This is a genomic window from Xanthomonas sp. NCPPB 1128 (assembly GCF_001043115.1).
Lineage (GTDB): Bacteria > Pseudomonadota > Gammaproteobacteria > Xanthomonadales > Xanthomonadaceae > Xanthomonas_A.
In genome coordinates, this window is record NZ_LFME01000004.1 from 19,725 (window position 1) to 33,783 (window position 14,059).

Annotated in this window: 12 protein-coding genes; 7 read left to right on the plus strand and 5 right to left on the minus strand. The window is 68.9% G+C overall.

Annotated elements, in window-relative coordinates; all coding sequences use genetic code 11:
• Positions 1–16 precede the first annotated feature (16 nt).
• Positions 17–898, plus strand: a complete 882-nt coding sequence (locus ACP93_RS04450; RefSeq protein ID WP_048489696.1) for a cytochrome c oxidase subunit 3 — start codon at positions 17–19, stop codon at positions 896–898.
• Positions 899–1,125: 227 nt separating this feature from the next.
• On the opposite strand, the gene ACP93_RS04455 is transcribed toward ACP93_RS04450, so the two are convergent.
• Positions 1,126–1,344 carry a twin transmembrane helix small protein gene (locus ACP93_RS04455; RefSeq protein WP_010341612.1) on the minus strand — a complete coding sequence of 73 codons (219 nt, stop codon included), beginning with the start codon at positions 1,342–1,344 and terminating at the stop codon, positions 1,126–1,128.
• Between the two features lie 30 nt (positions 1,345–1,374).
• Between ACP93_RS04455 and ACP93_RS04460 the strand changes: the two genes are divergently transcribed.
• From ACP93_RS04460 to ACP93_RS04480, 5 genes are all read left to right on the plus strand, one after another.
• Positions 1,375–2,133: an SURF1 family protein gene (locus tag ACP93_RS04460; RefSeq protein ID WP_048489572.1), complete on the plus strand. Its 759-nt coding sequence runs from the start codon at positions 1,375–1,377 to the stop codon at positions 2,131–2,133.
• 27 nt (positions 2,134–2,160) lie between these two features.
• Complete coding sequence (locus tag ACP93_RS04465) at positions 2,161–2,736, plus strand: hypothetical protein (RefSeq protein WP_048489573.1); 576 nt, start codon at positions 2,161–2,163, stop codon at positions 2,734–2,736.
• 10 nt (positions 2,737–2,746) lie between these two features.
• On the plus strand, positions 2,747–3,910 hold the full coding sequence (locus ACP93_RS04470) for a COX15/CtaA family protein (RefSeq protein WP_048489574.1): 1,164 nt from the start codon (positions 2,747–2,749) through the stop codon (positions 3,908–3,910).
• A complete protein-coding gene (gene cyoE, locus ACP93_RS04475; protein ID WP_048489575.1) occupies positions 3,907–4,800 on the plus strand; it encodes a heme o synthase in 894 nt (297 codons plus the stop codon). Before ACP93_RS04470 ends, cyoE begins: the two co-directional genes overlap by 4 nt.
• A gap of 87 nt (positions 4,801–4,887) precedes the next feature.
• Positions 4,888–6,627 carry a methyl-accepting chemotaxis protein gene (locus ACP93_RS04480; protein ID WP_048489576.1) on the plus strand — a complete coding sequence of 580 codons (1,740 nt, stop codon included), beginning with the start codon at positions 4,888–4,890 and terminating at the stop codon, positions 6,625–6,627.
• Between the two features lie 389 nt (positions 6,628–7,016).
• On the opposite strand, the gene ACP93_RS04485 is transcribed toward ACP93_RS04480, so the two are convergent.
• Both ACP93_RS04485 and ACP93_RS04490 read right to left on the minus strand, forming a co-directional pair.
• On the minus strand, positions 7,017–8,603 hold the full coding sequence (locus ACP93_RS04485; protein WP_048489577.1) for a thioredoxin family protein: 1,587 nt from the start codon (positions 8,601–8,603) through the stop codon (positions 7,017–7,019).
• Between the two features lie 184 nt (positions 8,604–8,787).
• The gene (locus tag ACP93_RS04490; protein WP_048489578.1) at positions 8,788–9,777 is read right to left on the minus strand and encodes a bile acid:sodium symporter family protein; all 990 of its coding nucleotides are present in this window, start codon (positions 9,775–9,777) and stop codon (positions 8,788–8,790) included.
• Positions 9,778–10,018: 241 nt separating this feature from the next.
• On the opposite strand from ACP93_RS04490, the gene ACP93_RS04495 reads away from it, so the two are divergent.
• Positions 10,019–11,215, plus strand: coding sequence for a lipase family protein (locus tag ACP93_RS04495; protein ID WP_048489579.1), 1,197 nt, complete (start codon positions 10,019–10,021; stop codon positions 11,213–11,215).
• Between the two features lie 75 nt (positions 11,216–11,290).
• Here the strand turns inward: ACP93_RS04495 and dnaG are convergent, their stop codons facing one another.
• Both dnaG and ACP93_RS04505 read right to left on the minus strand, forming a co-directional pair.
• Positions 11,291–13,033 (minus strand): DNA primase, encoded by a 1,743-nt coding sequence (dnaG, locus tag ACP93_RS04500; RefSeq protein WP_048489697.1) that lies wholly within the window; start codon positions 13,031–13,033, stop codon positions 11,291–11,293.
• 69 nt (positions 13,034–13,102) lie between these two features.
• The gene (locus ACP93_RS04505) at positions 13,103–14,017 is read right to left on the minus strand and encodes a YihY/virulence factor BrkB family protein (protein WP_048489580.1); all 915 of its coding nucleotides are present in this window, start codon (positions 14,015–14,017) and stop codon (positions 13,103–13,105) included.
• Between the last annotated feature and the right edge of the window lie 42 nt (positions 14,018–14,059).

Genomic DNA, 14,059 nt, shown 5'->3' on the forward strand with positions numbered 1-14,059 from the left:
GACCGGAATGCCTGCCATGGCCCAGCCCAGCACCGACGCCACCGCCAACGCCTACTACGTGCCCAGCCAGAGCCGCTGGCCGTTCATCGGCTCGATCGCGATGTTCGTGACCATGATCGGCGTGGCCAGTTGGCTCAACGACGCGTCCTGGGGCAAGTGGACCTTCTTCACCGGCATCGCGATGCTGGTGGCGACGTTGTTCATGTGGTTCGGCGACGTGATCCGCGAATCGATCGCCGGGCACTACAACCGCCAGGTCGACGTGTCGTTCCGCATGGGCATGGTGTGGTTCATCTTCTCCGAAGTGATGTTCTTCGGCGCCTTCTTCGGCGCGCTGTTCTACACCCGCACCTTCATCCTGCCGTGGCTGGGCGGCGAGGGCGACGGGGTGATGACCAACGCGCTGCTGTGGGACGGCTACTCCGCCGCCTGGCCGACCAACGGCCCGGGCGGCATCGGCGGCCAGTTCCAGACCATCCCGGCCTGGGGCCTGCCGCTGATCAATACGCTGATCCTGCTCAGTTCCGGCGTGACCCTGACCATCGCCCACCACGCGCTCAAGGCCGGCCAGCGCACCCGGCTGATGGTGTTCCAGGCGCTGACCGTGCTGCTCGGCTGCACCTTCCTGTACTTCCAGGCCGAGGAGTACATGCATGCCTACAAGGAGCTCAACCTGACCCTGGGTTCGGGCATCTACGGCTCCACCTTCTTCATGCTCACCGGCTTCCACGGCGCGCACGTGCTGTTGGGCACGATCATGCTGCTGGTGATGCTGCTGCGGATCAGCCGCGGGCACTTCAGCCGCGACAACCACTTCGCCTTCGAAGCGGCGGCGTGGTACTGGCACTTCGTCGACGTGGTATGGCTGGCGCTGTTCCTGTTCGTGTATGTGCTTTGAGGGCGGGGATTGGGGAGTTGGGATTGGGGATTCGTGGGTTTCCGCGCGTGCCGGCGTCCCCGTCGGCGGCGTGTCGTAGGAGCGGCTTCAGCCGCGACCCGTCATCGATAAGGCGTCGCGGCTGAAGCCGCTCCTACAAGGAATCAGTGTTTTTATGGATCGCTTGCGGCATCGTGACCACGCGGCAGCATGCTGCCATCCCGAATCCCGAATCCCGAAAGCAACGTCTACCGCCCGAGTCCATGAGGCTTGATCACTCCGGTATAGATGCCCAGGATCACCAGCAGGATCAGGCACACCGATAGGCCGATGCGCCAGGTCAACGCGTTCACCGTGCGCTTGCTCTGGCCGCGGTCCACCAACAGGTAGTACAGGCCGGCGCCCAGGTTCCACAGGATGAGCAGCAGGAACGCGACGATCAGCAAAGTCTTCAGCGAGTCGTTCATGGGCGTCTCGGCACATGGTGTGTCCGCATTATGACCCTCGCCGCGGCCTCGCGCGTGGGCACGCGCCGACGCATGCCGTTGTGGCTAGGCTGGAGCGTCGCGCTGGCGGTGGCGGCGTGCTTCTGCATGCTCGGCCGCTGGCAACTGCAACGCATGCACGAAAAACAGGCGCTGCTGGCGCAGACGGCGCATGTGCGCGATCGTCCGCAGACGCTGGCCGATGCGCTGCGGGCGACGCCGCCGGGACAGTTGCGCTGGGTGCATGGCGCCGGCCGCTTCCTGCCCGGGCAGATCCTGCTCGACAACCAACTGCGGCAGGGCCGCAGCGGAGTGAAGGTATACCAGCCGTTCCTGGCCGACGGCGCCGCGGCGCCGCTGCTGGTGGAACTGGGCTGGTTGCCGTTGCCGGCCGACCGCGCGCTGCCGGCGCCGGCGCCGCTGCAGGGCCGCTACACGCTGGTCGGCCTGCTCGGGCCGGCACCGTCGCATGGACTGTCCTTGGGGCCGGCCCTGGTCGCGGCGCCGTCGCCGCAGCGCTGGCTGGCGATGCGCATCGAGTCGGGAGCGATCGGCGAGGCGCTCGGCCGCCGCGACATTTTGTCGCAGGTGCTGCGCCTGGATCCGGCCCTGCCGCTGGGCTATCCGCGCGACCTGGACCTGCTGCCGAACACGCTGCCGCCCGAGCGCCACTTGGGTTACGCGGTGCAATGGTTCGGCCTGGCGCTGGCGGCGCTGGTCACCGCGGCGCTGCTCAGCTGGCGTACGCGCAGGGGACGGGGCGGGCGCTGAGCGCGCGCGCATGAGAAAATCCCCGGCATGAATGCTCCCACCCCGGCCCCGCGCCAGGCGGCCGCACGCGGCCGCTGGCCGCTGATCGTGCTGTTCGTCCTGTTCTTCGGCTCGATGCTGGTCGCCGGCGCGTTGCGCTTTTCCGGCTGGCAGCCGGCCGCCAGCCGCAACCACGGCGAACTGCTGCAGCCGCCGGCCGACCTGCGCGCGCTGCAGCCGCGGCTGGCCGATGGCCGCGTCTACGCCTGGGAGCCGCAGCGTCGGCTGTGGCGCATCGCGCTGGCGCCGCCGGCGGACTGCGGCAGCGCCTGCGCTGCGCTGGCGCGCGATCTGGACAAGGTCTGGCAACTGTTCGGCCACGACGCCGACCACGTGCAGATCCTGTGGATCGGCACGCCGCCGGCCGCCGCCCAGGCCCTGCCGCAGGTGCAGGCGCTGCGCGCGGATCCGGCGCTGCTGGCGGCGCTGCCGCGGGTGCGCGATACGGCCGGGGTGCCGGTCTACGTCATCGATCCGAACGGTTTCGTGGTGCTGCGCTATGCCCCCGGGTTCGACCCGGCCGGGCTGCGCGCGGACCTGGCGAAGCTGCTGAAACTCCTGTGAGCCGCTCCCTATGACCCTGTTCGCGCGCCCGGCGCTGTTCCGGCATTTCCACCGCATGGCCTGGCTGGCGGCGCTGTTCACCGCCAGCACCATCATGTTCGGTTCGTTCGTGCGCCTGTCCGATGCGGGCATGAGCTGCCCGGACTGGCCGACCTGCTACGGGCGCATCACTTGGCCGCAGACCAGCGCCGAAGCCGACACCCACGCCGCCAGCAAGATCCGGCCGCTGGAGACGCACAAGGCCTGGCGCGAGCAGATCCACCGCTTCCTGGCCGGCGCGCTGGGCGTGGAGGTGCTGGTGCTGTCGCTGCTGGCGGCGCGGCGGCGCCGGCTCGGCATTGCCCAGATCGTCACGGCGGCGGCGCTGGTCGCGTTGTCGATCCCGCTGTACATGTCCGGCTGGCCTGGGCTGGCGATGCTGGTGGCGGTCGGCGGCGAGGCCATCCTGCTGCTGGCGGCGCTGCGCTGGTCCAACGACGACCTGGCCCGCGCCGCGGTGCTGACCCTGTCGGTGGTGATCTTCCAGGCCTTGCTCGGCATGTGGACGGTGACCCTGCTGCTCAAGCCGATCGTGGTGATGGGGCATCTGCTGGGCGGGTTGCTGATGTTCTCGCTGCTGGTATGGATGGCCTGGCGCGCCACCCACCTGCCGATCACCCTGGCCGATGCGCCGCGGCTGAAATGGCTGCTGCGCCTGGGCGTGGCGGTGCTGGTGCTGCAGATCGCGCTGGGCGGCTGGGTCAGCGCCAACTACGCGGCGCTGGCCTGTGGCGGCGGCAGCTGGTCGGCCGACAACTTCCCGCGCTGCGTCAGCCAGTGGTGGCCGCCGCACGATTTCCGCGAGGGCTTCACCCTGTGGCGCGGCATCGGCGTGGATTACGAAGGCGGCGTGCTCGACGGCGCGGCGCGCATCGCCATCCAGATGGCGCACCGGATGATGGCGATGGTGGTGGCCGCGTACCTGCTGTGGCTGAGCTGGCGGCTGAGCCGCACGCCGGGCATGCGTGGCTGGGCCGCGGCGCTGGCGCTGCTGCTGGTCACGCAGGTGTGCCTGGGCATCCTCAACGTCAAGCTGGCGCTGCCCCTGCCGGTGGCGGTCCTGCACAACGCCGGCGCGGTGGCGCTGCTGTTCGTGCTGGTGTCCTTGCTGGCGCGCTTGCGGGCGCCGCAATGAGCGCGCACCGCGTCCACTGGCGCGATTACTGGGACCTGACCAAGCCCAAGGTGGTCGCGCTGATCGTGTTCACCGCGCTGGTCGGCATGTGCCTGGCGATCCCGGGGCTGCCGACCTGGGAGCAGGTGCGCACCGGCCTGCTCGGTTTCTTCGGCATCTGGCTGGCGGCCTCGGCGGCGGCGGCGATCAACCAGTTGCTGGACGCGCGCATCGACGCGCAGATGGCGCGCACCTCCTGGCGCCCGCTGGTGGTGGGCAAGGTGTTGCCGTGGCAGGTGCTGCTGTTCGCCACTTTGCTTACAGCGCTGTCGATGACGGTGCTGGTGGTGTGGGTCAACGGGATCACCGCGGTGCTGACCTTCGCCTCGCTGATCGGCTACGCGGTGATCTACACCGTGTTCCTCAAGCGCACCACGCCGCAGAACATCGTCATCGGCGGCCTGGCCGGCGCGGCGCCGCCGCTGCTGGGCTGGGCCGCGATCACCGGCATGCAGGGCCAGTGGGACTGGGCCTACGCCTCGCTGCTGGTGCTGATCATCTTCGTGTGGACGCCGCCGCACTTCTGGGCGCTGGCGATCTTCCGCCGCGCCGACTACGCCAAGGCCTCGATCCCGATGCTGCCGGTCACCCATGGCGTGGCGCACACCCGCCGGCAGATCCTGGTGTACACGGTGCTGCTGGTGGTGGTGACGCTGCTGCCGGTGGCGGTGGGCATGAGCGGGGTGTTCTACCTCGGCGGCACCCTGGTGCTGGACGCGGTGTTCCTCTGGTACGCCTGGCGCATGCTCGACCCGCCGGACGAGATGTTCTCGATGCGCATGTTCGGCTACTCCATCGTGTACCTGATGGCGTTGTTCGCGTTCCTGCTGGTCGATCACTGGATCGCCTGAACCGCTGTTCAGTTCCCCGCTCAAGTGTTGCCGGTCGTGGTCGCTACCGAGCGATCGACCAAACTCGGCAAAGCCGCGGAGACACGTATGTGGGGCAAGAGCAAGCAAGACGCGGCGAAGCTGCAGGCACTGACCGAGCGACTACGCGAGGCCGAGGCCGAGCGTGATCGCGCGCGTGCGCAGGCCGACGGCGCACGCACCGACCTGGACTATCTGCGTGGCCGCTTCGATCTGGTCACCGCCGGCACCACCGACGGCCTGTGGGACATGAGCGTGATCGCCGGCGACCCGATCAACCCGGCCAACGAATTCTGGTGGTCCTCGCAGTTCCGCGCGATGCTGGGCTTCTCCTCCGAGCTCGACTTTCCCAACGTGCTCGACAGCTGGGCCTCGCGCCTGCACCCGGAGGACAAGCAGGCCACCCTGGACGCGTTCGCCAAGCACCTGGCCGACCGCAGCGGCCAGACCCCCTACGACGTGGAGTACCGGCTGCAGCTGAAGAATGGCCAGTACCGCTGGTTCCGCGCGCTCGGCACCACCCAGCGCGACGCCCAGGGCGCACCGCTGCGGGTGGCCGGCGCGCTCACCGACATCACCGAGCGGCGCGAGCGCGAGGCGTTCCTGGACGTGGTCCTGACCCGCTTCGAGCTGGGCGCGGAGATGCTCAACGACGGCCTGTGGGACATGAGCGTGATCGCCGGCGATCCGATCAATCCAGCCAACGAATTCTGGTGGTCGCCGCAGTTCCGCGCGCTGCTGGGTTTCTCCTCCGAGGCCGAGTTCCCCAACGTGCTCGAAAGCTGGTCCTCGCGCCTGCATCCGGAGGACGCGGAGTTCGCGCTCAATGCCTTCGGCTCGCATATCAACGACCGCACCGGCCGTACCGGCTTCGACATCCAGTACCGGATCCGGCAGAAGAGCGGCGAGTACCGCTGGGTCCGCGCGCGTGGCCTGACCAAGCGGGCCGCCGACGGCACGCCGTTGCGTGCGGTCGGCGCGTTGTTGGACATCCATGCCGCACGTCAGCTCGGCGAGGCGGCGCACACCCTGCAGGCGGCGGCAGCGGAGATGGTCGACGACAACAGCGACCTGGCCCGCCGCACCGAGCAGCAGGCCGCGGCGCTGGAAGAGGCGGCCAGTTCCATGGAAGAGATCACCGGCACCGTGCAGCGCAACGTCGAGCACGTCGGCCAGGCCAACCGGCTGGTGGACGGCGCCACCGACGTCGCCCAGCGCGGTGGCGAGGTGGTGCGCGATGTGGTCGACACCATGGCCGGCATCGAGAGCGCGTCGCGCAAGATCGCCGACATCATCAGCGTCATCGACGGCATCGCCTTCCAGACCAACATCCTCGCCCTGAACGCGGCAGTGGAAGCGGCGCGCGCTGGCGAGCAGGGCCGCGGCTTCGCGGTGGTCGCCACCGAAGTGCGCAGCCTGGCCCAGCGCTGTGCCGATGCGGCCAAGGAAGTGCGTGGCCTGATCGCCAGTTCCAGCGAGCAGGTCGATCGCGGCTCGGCGCTGGTCGCGCGTGCCGGCGCCACCATGGAAGAACTGCTCGGTTCGGTGCGCGAGGTGCAGCGCATCATGACCGACATCGCCGGTGCCAGCCGCGAACAGAGCGCCGGCATCGGCCAGGTCAACCAGATCGTGGTGCAGATGGACACGGCGACGCAGCAGAACGCAGCGTTGGTCGAAAAGATGGCCGAGGCCGCGCGCGAGCTGGAGGGCCAGGCGCAAGGCCTGAGTGCGCATACCGCCGGTAGCGGTGGTCGCACCGACAACCAGGGCGCTGGCCATACGGTGGAGCTGACACGCGCGGCGGCCTGACCAGGCGGTTGACGGCACGGTCCTGCGCGCTTCGCGCCCGACCGCGCCTATCCCCTCGTGCGGCGCGGAATGAAGCGAGTCTTGTCACCGGCCGGATGAGAAGCGGCCTGTGACGCATCGAGACACCGCAATGCGGCCTTGGCGCGTCACAGGCATCTTGCGCGTGGATCGGCTGTTCGCGGCGGGGCCGGCGTCGCACGGTTTGCCTTGGTGCGACGCAAGCTGGCGGCTCGCGCCTCGGGTTCTGCATTGTGGACAGCCCATGCTCCTCGCCTCGACGTGCATCGCACGCGCCAATATGGCGTGTGCTATGTGGCGGATGCCGGGGAACCATCTCCCGCGCTGGGGACGTCTGACGCTGTCGCGGCCGCCAGCGCGCACTGTCGCGCTCACCCCAACCAATGCTGGCAGCTGTCGCCCGCCTGGCTGCCGCAACTTTCCTGCATCTTGTGCTGCAGCCGTGCGAGTACCGCGCTGCCATCGTGGCGCTTGCTCCAGGCCTGCAGGGTCTTGGCCAGGGTGTCGAAGCGCTGCCGGGTGCGCTGGTGATAGCCGTCCGGCTGGCCGGCCAGTTCGCCGATCACCTGGCTGGCGGCCGCCTCGATCGCGGCCGTATTGTCCGGCTGTAGCCGGATCAGCCCATCGACGTAGAGCACGCCCCACTGCACGCGCGTGGCGGGGCCTTCGGCACTCTCGTAGGCTTTCTTCAGCCAGAACAGCGCCGTTTGCCTGTCGCCGCGCGCCTCTGCCAGGCTGGCCAGTTCCGGCATGTAGTAGTACGGCGTCTTGCTGCGCTGGAGCTCGGCCAGCAGCAGTTGTTCGGCGCCGGCGCTGTCGCCGGCGTCGTCGAGCAACGCGGCGGCGGTGCTGATCGTGGACTGGCGTTCGTAGTCGGTCCTGGCGGCCTGCTCGGCCCATTGCACGCGCTGCTGCACCTTGGCGACCACGGCGGGCGGCAGCGGCGGATGCGGGCCATCGCCGGTATCGGCCGGCTGGCCTTGCGCCAACCGTGCCAGAGCGATGTCCGCGGCGGCGGTGTCCAGGCGGTCGCTGATCGGCAGGCTGCTGTCGGCGTAGACCTGGTCCAGCGCATGGGTCAGCGCGCCCGACAGTGCGCTGCGCTCGGCGGCGTCGCTGGCCGCGGCCTGCACCAGCTCGCGCGCCGCATAGGTCAGCGTGCTGCGATTGGCACGCACTTCGGCCGGGTCGGACAGCACGGCCTGCAAGAGGGCGCGCTCGGTCGCGCGGCGCTTGGCGTCCGTGGCGGCGGCCTTGGCTGGATCCTGGGCGGCCAGCGCCAGCAATGCGAAACGGCGCTGCAAGGCCGGCTGTGGCGCCGCGGCGGCCAGGCGCGCCAGCACGTCGTGCGCCTGACCCGGCTCGACCAACTGCGCCGCATCCACGGCCCAGCCGTATTCGCCGAGCAGGGTCCAGTCGTCGGCGCCGAGCGTGGCCGGCGCCTTCAGCGCCTGCTGCAGCAACTGCGCCGAGGTGGTGGTGCGGGTCGCGGCCACGCGCAGGGCCTCGGCCAGGCGCTGGGTGTCACTGTCGCCGGCCAGGCGGGTGATCTCGCTGCGGTCCGGGCGCAGCACGATGATGGTCGGATAGCCCTTGATGCCGAAGCGTTCGCCCCAGGCCTGCGCCCCTTCCGAATCGCCGTCCAGGTGTACCGCGACGAAGGCACGGGTGCGGGCGATGAACGCCGGATCCTTGAACAGCGTGGCCTTGAGCCGGTTGCACGGAGGGCACCACGCGGCGCCCCAGTACAGCAGCACCGGCTTGTCGTGTTCGCGCGCTTCGGCGAAGGCATCGTCGACGTCGCCCTCGCGCCAGGCGATGCCGGCGCTGTCGGCGGCGGGTGCCGGTGTGGCGGCCTTGGGCGCGGCAGGCGCGGGCGGTTTCTGGCAGGCACTCAGCGCCAGGAGCGTGGCCAGGCTGGCGGAGATCGTCGCGGAACGGCGAAACATGCGGCTCATGGGGGCACCGGATGGGGAAGGAAGCACGGCACCGGCCGCGCCGGCCGTCCACTGTACGCAGCCCCCGCCGCGGTTGCATATGCCGGCTGGGCATCTGCATATGCCGCTCGTACCGGTGTTGCGGCGGTGCCGCCGCGGAACATCGGTTCGCCCGACGCACCGCGCGGCTGCCGCCCGCCGCTCGCTAGGGCCGTGCGTCTGCCTTCGCCGCGCGCGCGTAGCGTTGCGCGATCACGGCGCAGACGATCAGCTGGATCTGGTGGTAGATCATCACCGGCAACACGATCGCGCCGAGACTGCCGCTGGCGAACAACACCTTGGCCATCGGCACGCCGGTGGCCAGGCTCTTCTTGGAGCCGCAGAATACGATCGGGATTTCGTCCTCGCGCGAAAAGCCCAGGCGCCGCGCGCCAAAGGTGATCAACGTCATCGCCAGCGCCAGCAGCACCGCGCCGACCGCGGCGACGCCGAGCAGTGCCGGCAGCGGCGTCTTGTGCCACAGGCCTTCGACCACCGCCGCGCTGAACGCGGTGTACACCACCAGCAGGATGGTGCTCTGGTCGGTGTAGCGCAGCACCGCGCGGCGGCGTTCGACCCAACCGCCGATCCAGCGCTGCAGCAGGTGGCCGGCGACGAAGGGCACCAGCAGTTGCAGCATGATCTTGCCCATCGCCTCCAACGGATTGGACATGGCGCTCTGCGCGTCGGCCAGCACGCCCATCAGCAGCGGCGTCAGGAACACCCCAAGCAGGCTCGACAGCGAGGCGCTGCACACCGCCGCCGGCACGTTGCCGCCGGCCATCGAGGTGAAGGCGATCGACGACTGCACCGTGGACGGCAGCGTGCACAGGAACAGCACGCCGATGTACAGGTCCGGGGTCAGCAGCCAGTGCGACAGCGGCTTGAACAGCAGGCCCAGCAGCGGGAACAGGACGAAGGTGGCGGCGAAGATGGTCAGGTGCAGGCGCCAGTGCAGCGCGCCTGCGACGATGGCCTCGCGCGAGAGCCGCGCGCCATGCAGGAAGAACAGCGCGGCGATCGCCAGATCGGTGACCACGTCCATCACCGACGCCGCGCGTCCCTGCACCGGCAGCAGCGAGGCCAGCAGCACCGTGCACAGCAGCGCCAGGGTGAACGGTTCGATGCGCAGGCGCGCAAGCCAGGACTTGATCATCGGGAGAAGGTCGAGCGGGGGAGTGGTGCATTTTAGAAAGCATGGCGCCCGCACGCGAATCCGGACGCACGGCGTAGACAACTCGCAGACATGTTGCGGTGCCGGCCGTTTCGGTCGAATGCGTGGATCGGCGGCTTGCTAGATTGCGTTGGCCCGACCGAGTGGGGGAGCGCGTCGGGCACGTTGGCGCGCCGTACATGCGCCAGCGCCTCCCGCTTCTCCAGGGATCAGGAGCACGCACATGCAATACGATCAATATCAGACCGTGTTTGCGCTATCGAGCTTGGCCAATTGGGTGGGGACGCGGACCGGAACCGGCCCAGCACTGCAGTCCGACTATCAGCGCATGTTGCTGGATACCCTGAAGTCGACGCCAGCGCAGCATAAGATCGGGACCTGGGAGCTGGTCTGGGGACCGCAGGTGTGGCAGGGGCAACACTCCGACCTTTCGGACAATGCAATGTTCGTCGCCAAGTGCGCGGATATGCCTGGCTTTTCGACCGCTGTCTATGTGGTGGCGATCTGCGCCACCAATCCGAAGTCTCCCTACGACTGGTTGGTCGAGGATTTCGATGTCGCTTCGGTGGTCGACTTCGCCACCTACGATCCATTGGCAAGTGCAATGCCGACAAGGGCATCCAAGCCGATCCCGCAGGATGCCGTGGTCATCTCGATGGGCACTGCGCTGGGCGTATGGCATCTGCTCAATATGGTGAGTCCAGACACTGCCATGGCGCCAAAGACGACCTTGTGCAGCTTTCTGCAGAGCAACGCGAGCAACGATGCCACGGTGATCTTCGCCGGCCACAGCCTCGGTGGCGCGTTGTCGCCGACCACCGCGGCCTGGCTCAAGCAGGCAGGCAAGCTCGATGGATACAACGCGGTGTACTGCTATCCCACCGCAGGGGCAACACCGGGTAACGCTGCGTTCGCCAGTCTCTACGCGCAGCTGTTACCGCCCACGCCGGCCAACGGTTACCAGGCATGGAACCGCGATATGTGGAATACCCTGGACGCGGTGCCTCACGCGTGGGTCATTGCCATGCTTCGGCAGATCAAGACGCTCTACGACAACAAGCCCATCTCGGACGTCGATCTGGCGGTGAATGCGGCCATCGTGCAGGCATGGGCGTCGGGTGTGGCCTACACGCAGATTGCCAATCAGCCGCTGACGGGAACGCCCAGCGGTAGCCCGCCGACCGACCTGAAGACTTTCCTGCAGCAGGTGGCGTTCCAGCACACGAAGGCTTACGAGCCGCTGATCGCGAACTGGCTGCAGCCGGTGTTTCCGCCCGGTGCCACGCCGCAGACGCTGCCGCTGGATGCAGATGCGCTGCTGGATGCGCTGGTCGCGCGTATCGAAGCCAAGGGGGCGGAGTGGGAGAAGCTGGAGGCGGACGCAATAGCTGCGTTGGCGCGCGCAGAAACGTCGGTATAGTTCCGACGGGATGAGATCAGAGGTGGCGGTCCGGCATACGGATCGCCGCCATTTCGGACGTCCGTGCGCGTTGCGTCAATGCAGCCCCGCGCGCGCCTTCAACAGTTCCCGCAACTCGTACTTGTCGGTCTCGTCCAGGCCTTGCGCACGCTGCTTGGCCTGCAGTTCGTCCAGTCGCTGCTGAAGCGTCTGCTTTTCCAGCTGCACGACCACGTCGTGCAGTTCCTGACGCCAGCTGGCGGTCTCGCCGGCGATCTCCTGCACCGCCAGCTTCTGCAGCGCGGCCAGTTCCTCGCGCTCGTGGAAGTGTTCGAGCAGGGCGCCGGTGGTGATCTCCGGGCGCGCATGCACGATCTGCAGCAGTTCGATCATCAGTTCGATGCCGGGCAGGCGCAGGCCGGCGAACGGGTAGGGCGGCGGCAGGTCCAGCGCCAGCGACGGGGCCTGCAGCAGGCGCACGATCGCCTCGCGGACCAGGCTGCGCTTGTGCGTCGGGCGTGGCGCGCGCGGTGCTGGCCGGCTTGCCGTTGCCGTGGCCGCCGCCGGTGCGGCGGCACCGATGCCGGTGAGTTCGGCCAGGCGCTGGCGCATCAGGTCGCCGAAGGCGCCATCGGGAATCTGCGCCAGCATCGGCCGCGCGCGTTCGGCCAGTCGTGCCTTGCCGTCGAGCGTGCCGAGGTTGATCTCGCGCGAGAGTTCGTCGAAGAAAAATTGCGACAGCGGCGTGGCCTGGACCAGCCGCGCGTCGAAGGCCGCGGCGCCTTCCTTGCGCACGATGGTGTCCGGGTCCTCGCCGTCGGGCAGGAACAGGAAGAACGCCTGGCGTCCGTCCTTCATCCGCGGCAGCACCGATTCCAGCGCCTTCCAGCCGGCGCGACGGCCGGCGGCGTCGCCGTCGAAGCAGAAGAACACGTCCGGCGCATTGCGGAACAGCAGTTCGGCATGGTCCGGCGTGGTCGCGGGGCCCAGCGTCGCCACCGCCTGGGTGACGCCGAACTGGAACAGCGAGACCACGTCCATGTAGCCCTCGACCACGATCAGCCGCTCGATCTTCTGGTTGGCCTGGCGCACCTGCCACAGGCCGTACAGTTCGCGGCCCTTGTGGAACAGCGCGGTCTCCGGCGAGTTCAGGTACTTGGGGCCGTCGTCCTTGTCGAGCACGCGGCCGCCGAAGGCGATGACCCGGCCGCGGCGGTCGAAGATCGGGAACATCACCCGGTCGCGGAACTTGTCGTAGACGTGGCCGCGGTCGTTCTTGGAGAACAGCCCGGCACGGTCCAGCAGCTTGAGCCGGCGCTCGTCGGTGCCCAGTGCGTCCTTGAGCGCGCCGTAGCCGTCCGGGGCGTAGCCGATCTGGAAGCGCGCGCGGTTCTCGGCGTCCACGCCGCGCCCGTCCAGGTAGGCGCGTGCCTTGTCGCTGCCATCGAACTGGCGCTGGAAGAACTTGGCTGCCGCTTCCAGTGCCGAGTACAGGTCGCGGTGATCGTCGCCGGCAGCCTGCGCCGCGCCGCGCTGTTGGGCGTCGCGCGGGATTTCCATGCCGGCGCGCTTGGCCAGCTCGTCGACCGCGTCGAGGAATTCGAGGCGGTCGTAGTTCATCAGGAAGCTGATCGCGGTGCCGTGCGCGCCGCAGCCGAAGCAGTGGTAGAACTGCTTGGTCGGCGACACCGTGAACGACGCCGAGCGCTCGTCGTGGAACGGGCAGCGCGCCGCGTATTCCTTGCCCTGGCGCTTCAGCGGCACGCGCGTGCCGATCACCTCGACGATGTCGGTGCGGGCGAGCAGGTCGTCGATGAATGCGTCGGGGATGCGGGCCATCCGCATAGGATGCCACGCGCCTGTGCCGCCACGCTCGAGGCGCGGCCTGCGCGGTTCAGCGCCGTGCCATCACGGCGTCGGCGGCGCCTGCGTGGCGCCGCGCGGGTCGATCCCGGCGGCGGTGAGTTTGCTGTGCGAGCGCAGGCGCTCGTCGATCACCGCGGTGATCAGCGCGCCGACGAAGAACACCACGGTCGCGTAGTAGATCCACACCAGCAGGATCACCAGCGCGCCCATCGAGCCGTAGGCGCTGCCGGGCGCGGCGGTGGCGATGTACAGGCCGATCGCATAGCGCCCGGCCACGAACAGGCAGGCGGTGATGGCGCCGCCGATGACCGCCTGGCGCCATTCCACCCGGCGGTCGGGCAGGTAGTGGTAGAGCACGGCGAAGGCCAGCACGTAGATCGCCAGGGTCGAGACGTAGCCGACCGCCGGCAGCAGCGAGGGCATGCGCGCGAACACCACCTGCAGCACGGTGGTCAGGATCATCGAGATCAGCAGCAGGAAGCCCAGCCCCAGCACCACGCCGAAGGAGAACACACGCTTCTTCAACCACGCCATGATGCCGTCCAGGCGCTGCTTGTCGGTGCGGAAGATCAGGTTCAGCGCGTTCTGCAACTGCGCGAACACGGCGGTGGCGCCGACGAACAGCAGCAGAGTGCTCCACAGCCCGGCCAGCGAGCCGATGTTGGGCTGGTTCTTGGCGTTGTCGATCACCGTCTGCGCGACTTCGCGCGCGCCGTGCCCGGCCAGTTGCCCGATCTGTGCGATCAGCGCCTCCTGCGCTTGCGGGTACAGCGAGGCGGTGAGCCACAGCAGCAGCACCAGCAGCGGCGCCAGCGACAGCAGCGCGTAGAACGACAGCGACGCCGCCTGGGTCATCACGTCGATCTCGACGAAGCGCCGCGCCAGCGCGGCCGGCAGGCTCTGCTGCAGGCGGTCGAGATGTTTGTGCAGGCGATCGGACGACAGGGGCAGGGACATGGGCGCGGGACCTTCGGCGCGCGGCGTCGCAACGCCGGTCCC

Coding starts and splice junctions, on each gene's coding strand:
- ACP93_RS04490 (WP_048489578.1), bottom strand. CDS start 9,777: ATGATCAAGTCCTGGCTTGCGCGCCTGCGCATCGAACCGTTCACCCTG.
- ACP93_RS04480 (WP_048489576.1), top strand. CDS start 4,888: ATGTGGGGCAAGAGCAAGCAAGACGCGGCGAAGCTGCAGGCACTGACC.
- ACP93_RS04455 (WP_010341612.1), bottom strand. CDS start 1,344: ATGAACGACTCGCTGAAGACTTTGCTGATCGTCGCGTTCCTGCTGCTC.
- ACP93_RS04460 (WP_048489572.1), top strand. CDS start 1,375: ATGACCCTCGCCGCGGCCTCGCGCGTGGGCACGCGCCGACGCATGCCG.
- ACP93_RS04485 (WP_048489577.1), bottom strand. CDS start 8,603: ATGAGCCGCATGTTTCGCCGTTCCGCGACGATCTCCGCCAGCCTGGCC.
- dnaG (WP_048489697.1), bottom strand. CDS start 13,033: ATGGCCCGCATCCCCGACGCATTCATCGACGACCTGCTCGCCCGCACC.
- cyoE (WP_048489575.1), top strand. CDS start 3,907: ATGAGCGCGCACCGCGTCCACTGGCGCGATTACTGGGACCTGACCAAG.
- ACP93_RS04450 (WP_048489696.1), top strand. CDS start 17: ATGGCCCAGCCCAGCACCGACGCCACCGCCAACGCCTACTACGTGCCC.
- ACP93_RS04465 (WP_048489573.1), top strand. CDS start 2,161: ATGAATGCTCCCACCCCGGCCCCGCGCCAGGCGGCCGCACGCGGCCGC.
- ACP93_RS04495 (WP_048489579.1), top strand. CDS start 10,019: ATGCAATACGATCAATATCAGACCGTGTTTGCGCTATCGAGCTTGGCC.
- ACP93_RS04505 (WP_048489580.1), bottom strand. CDS start 14,017: ATGTCCCTGCCCCTGTCGTCCGATCGCCTGCACAAACATCTCGACCGC.
- ACP93_RS04470 (WP_048489574.1), top strand. CDS start 2,747: ATGACCCTGTTCGCGCGCCCGGCGCTGTTCCGGCATTTCCACCGCATG.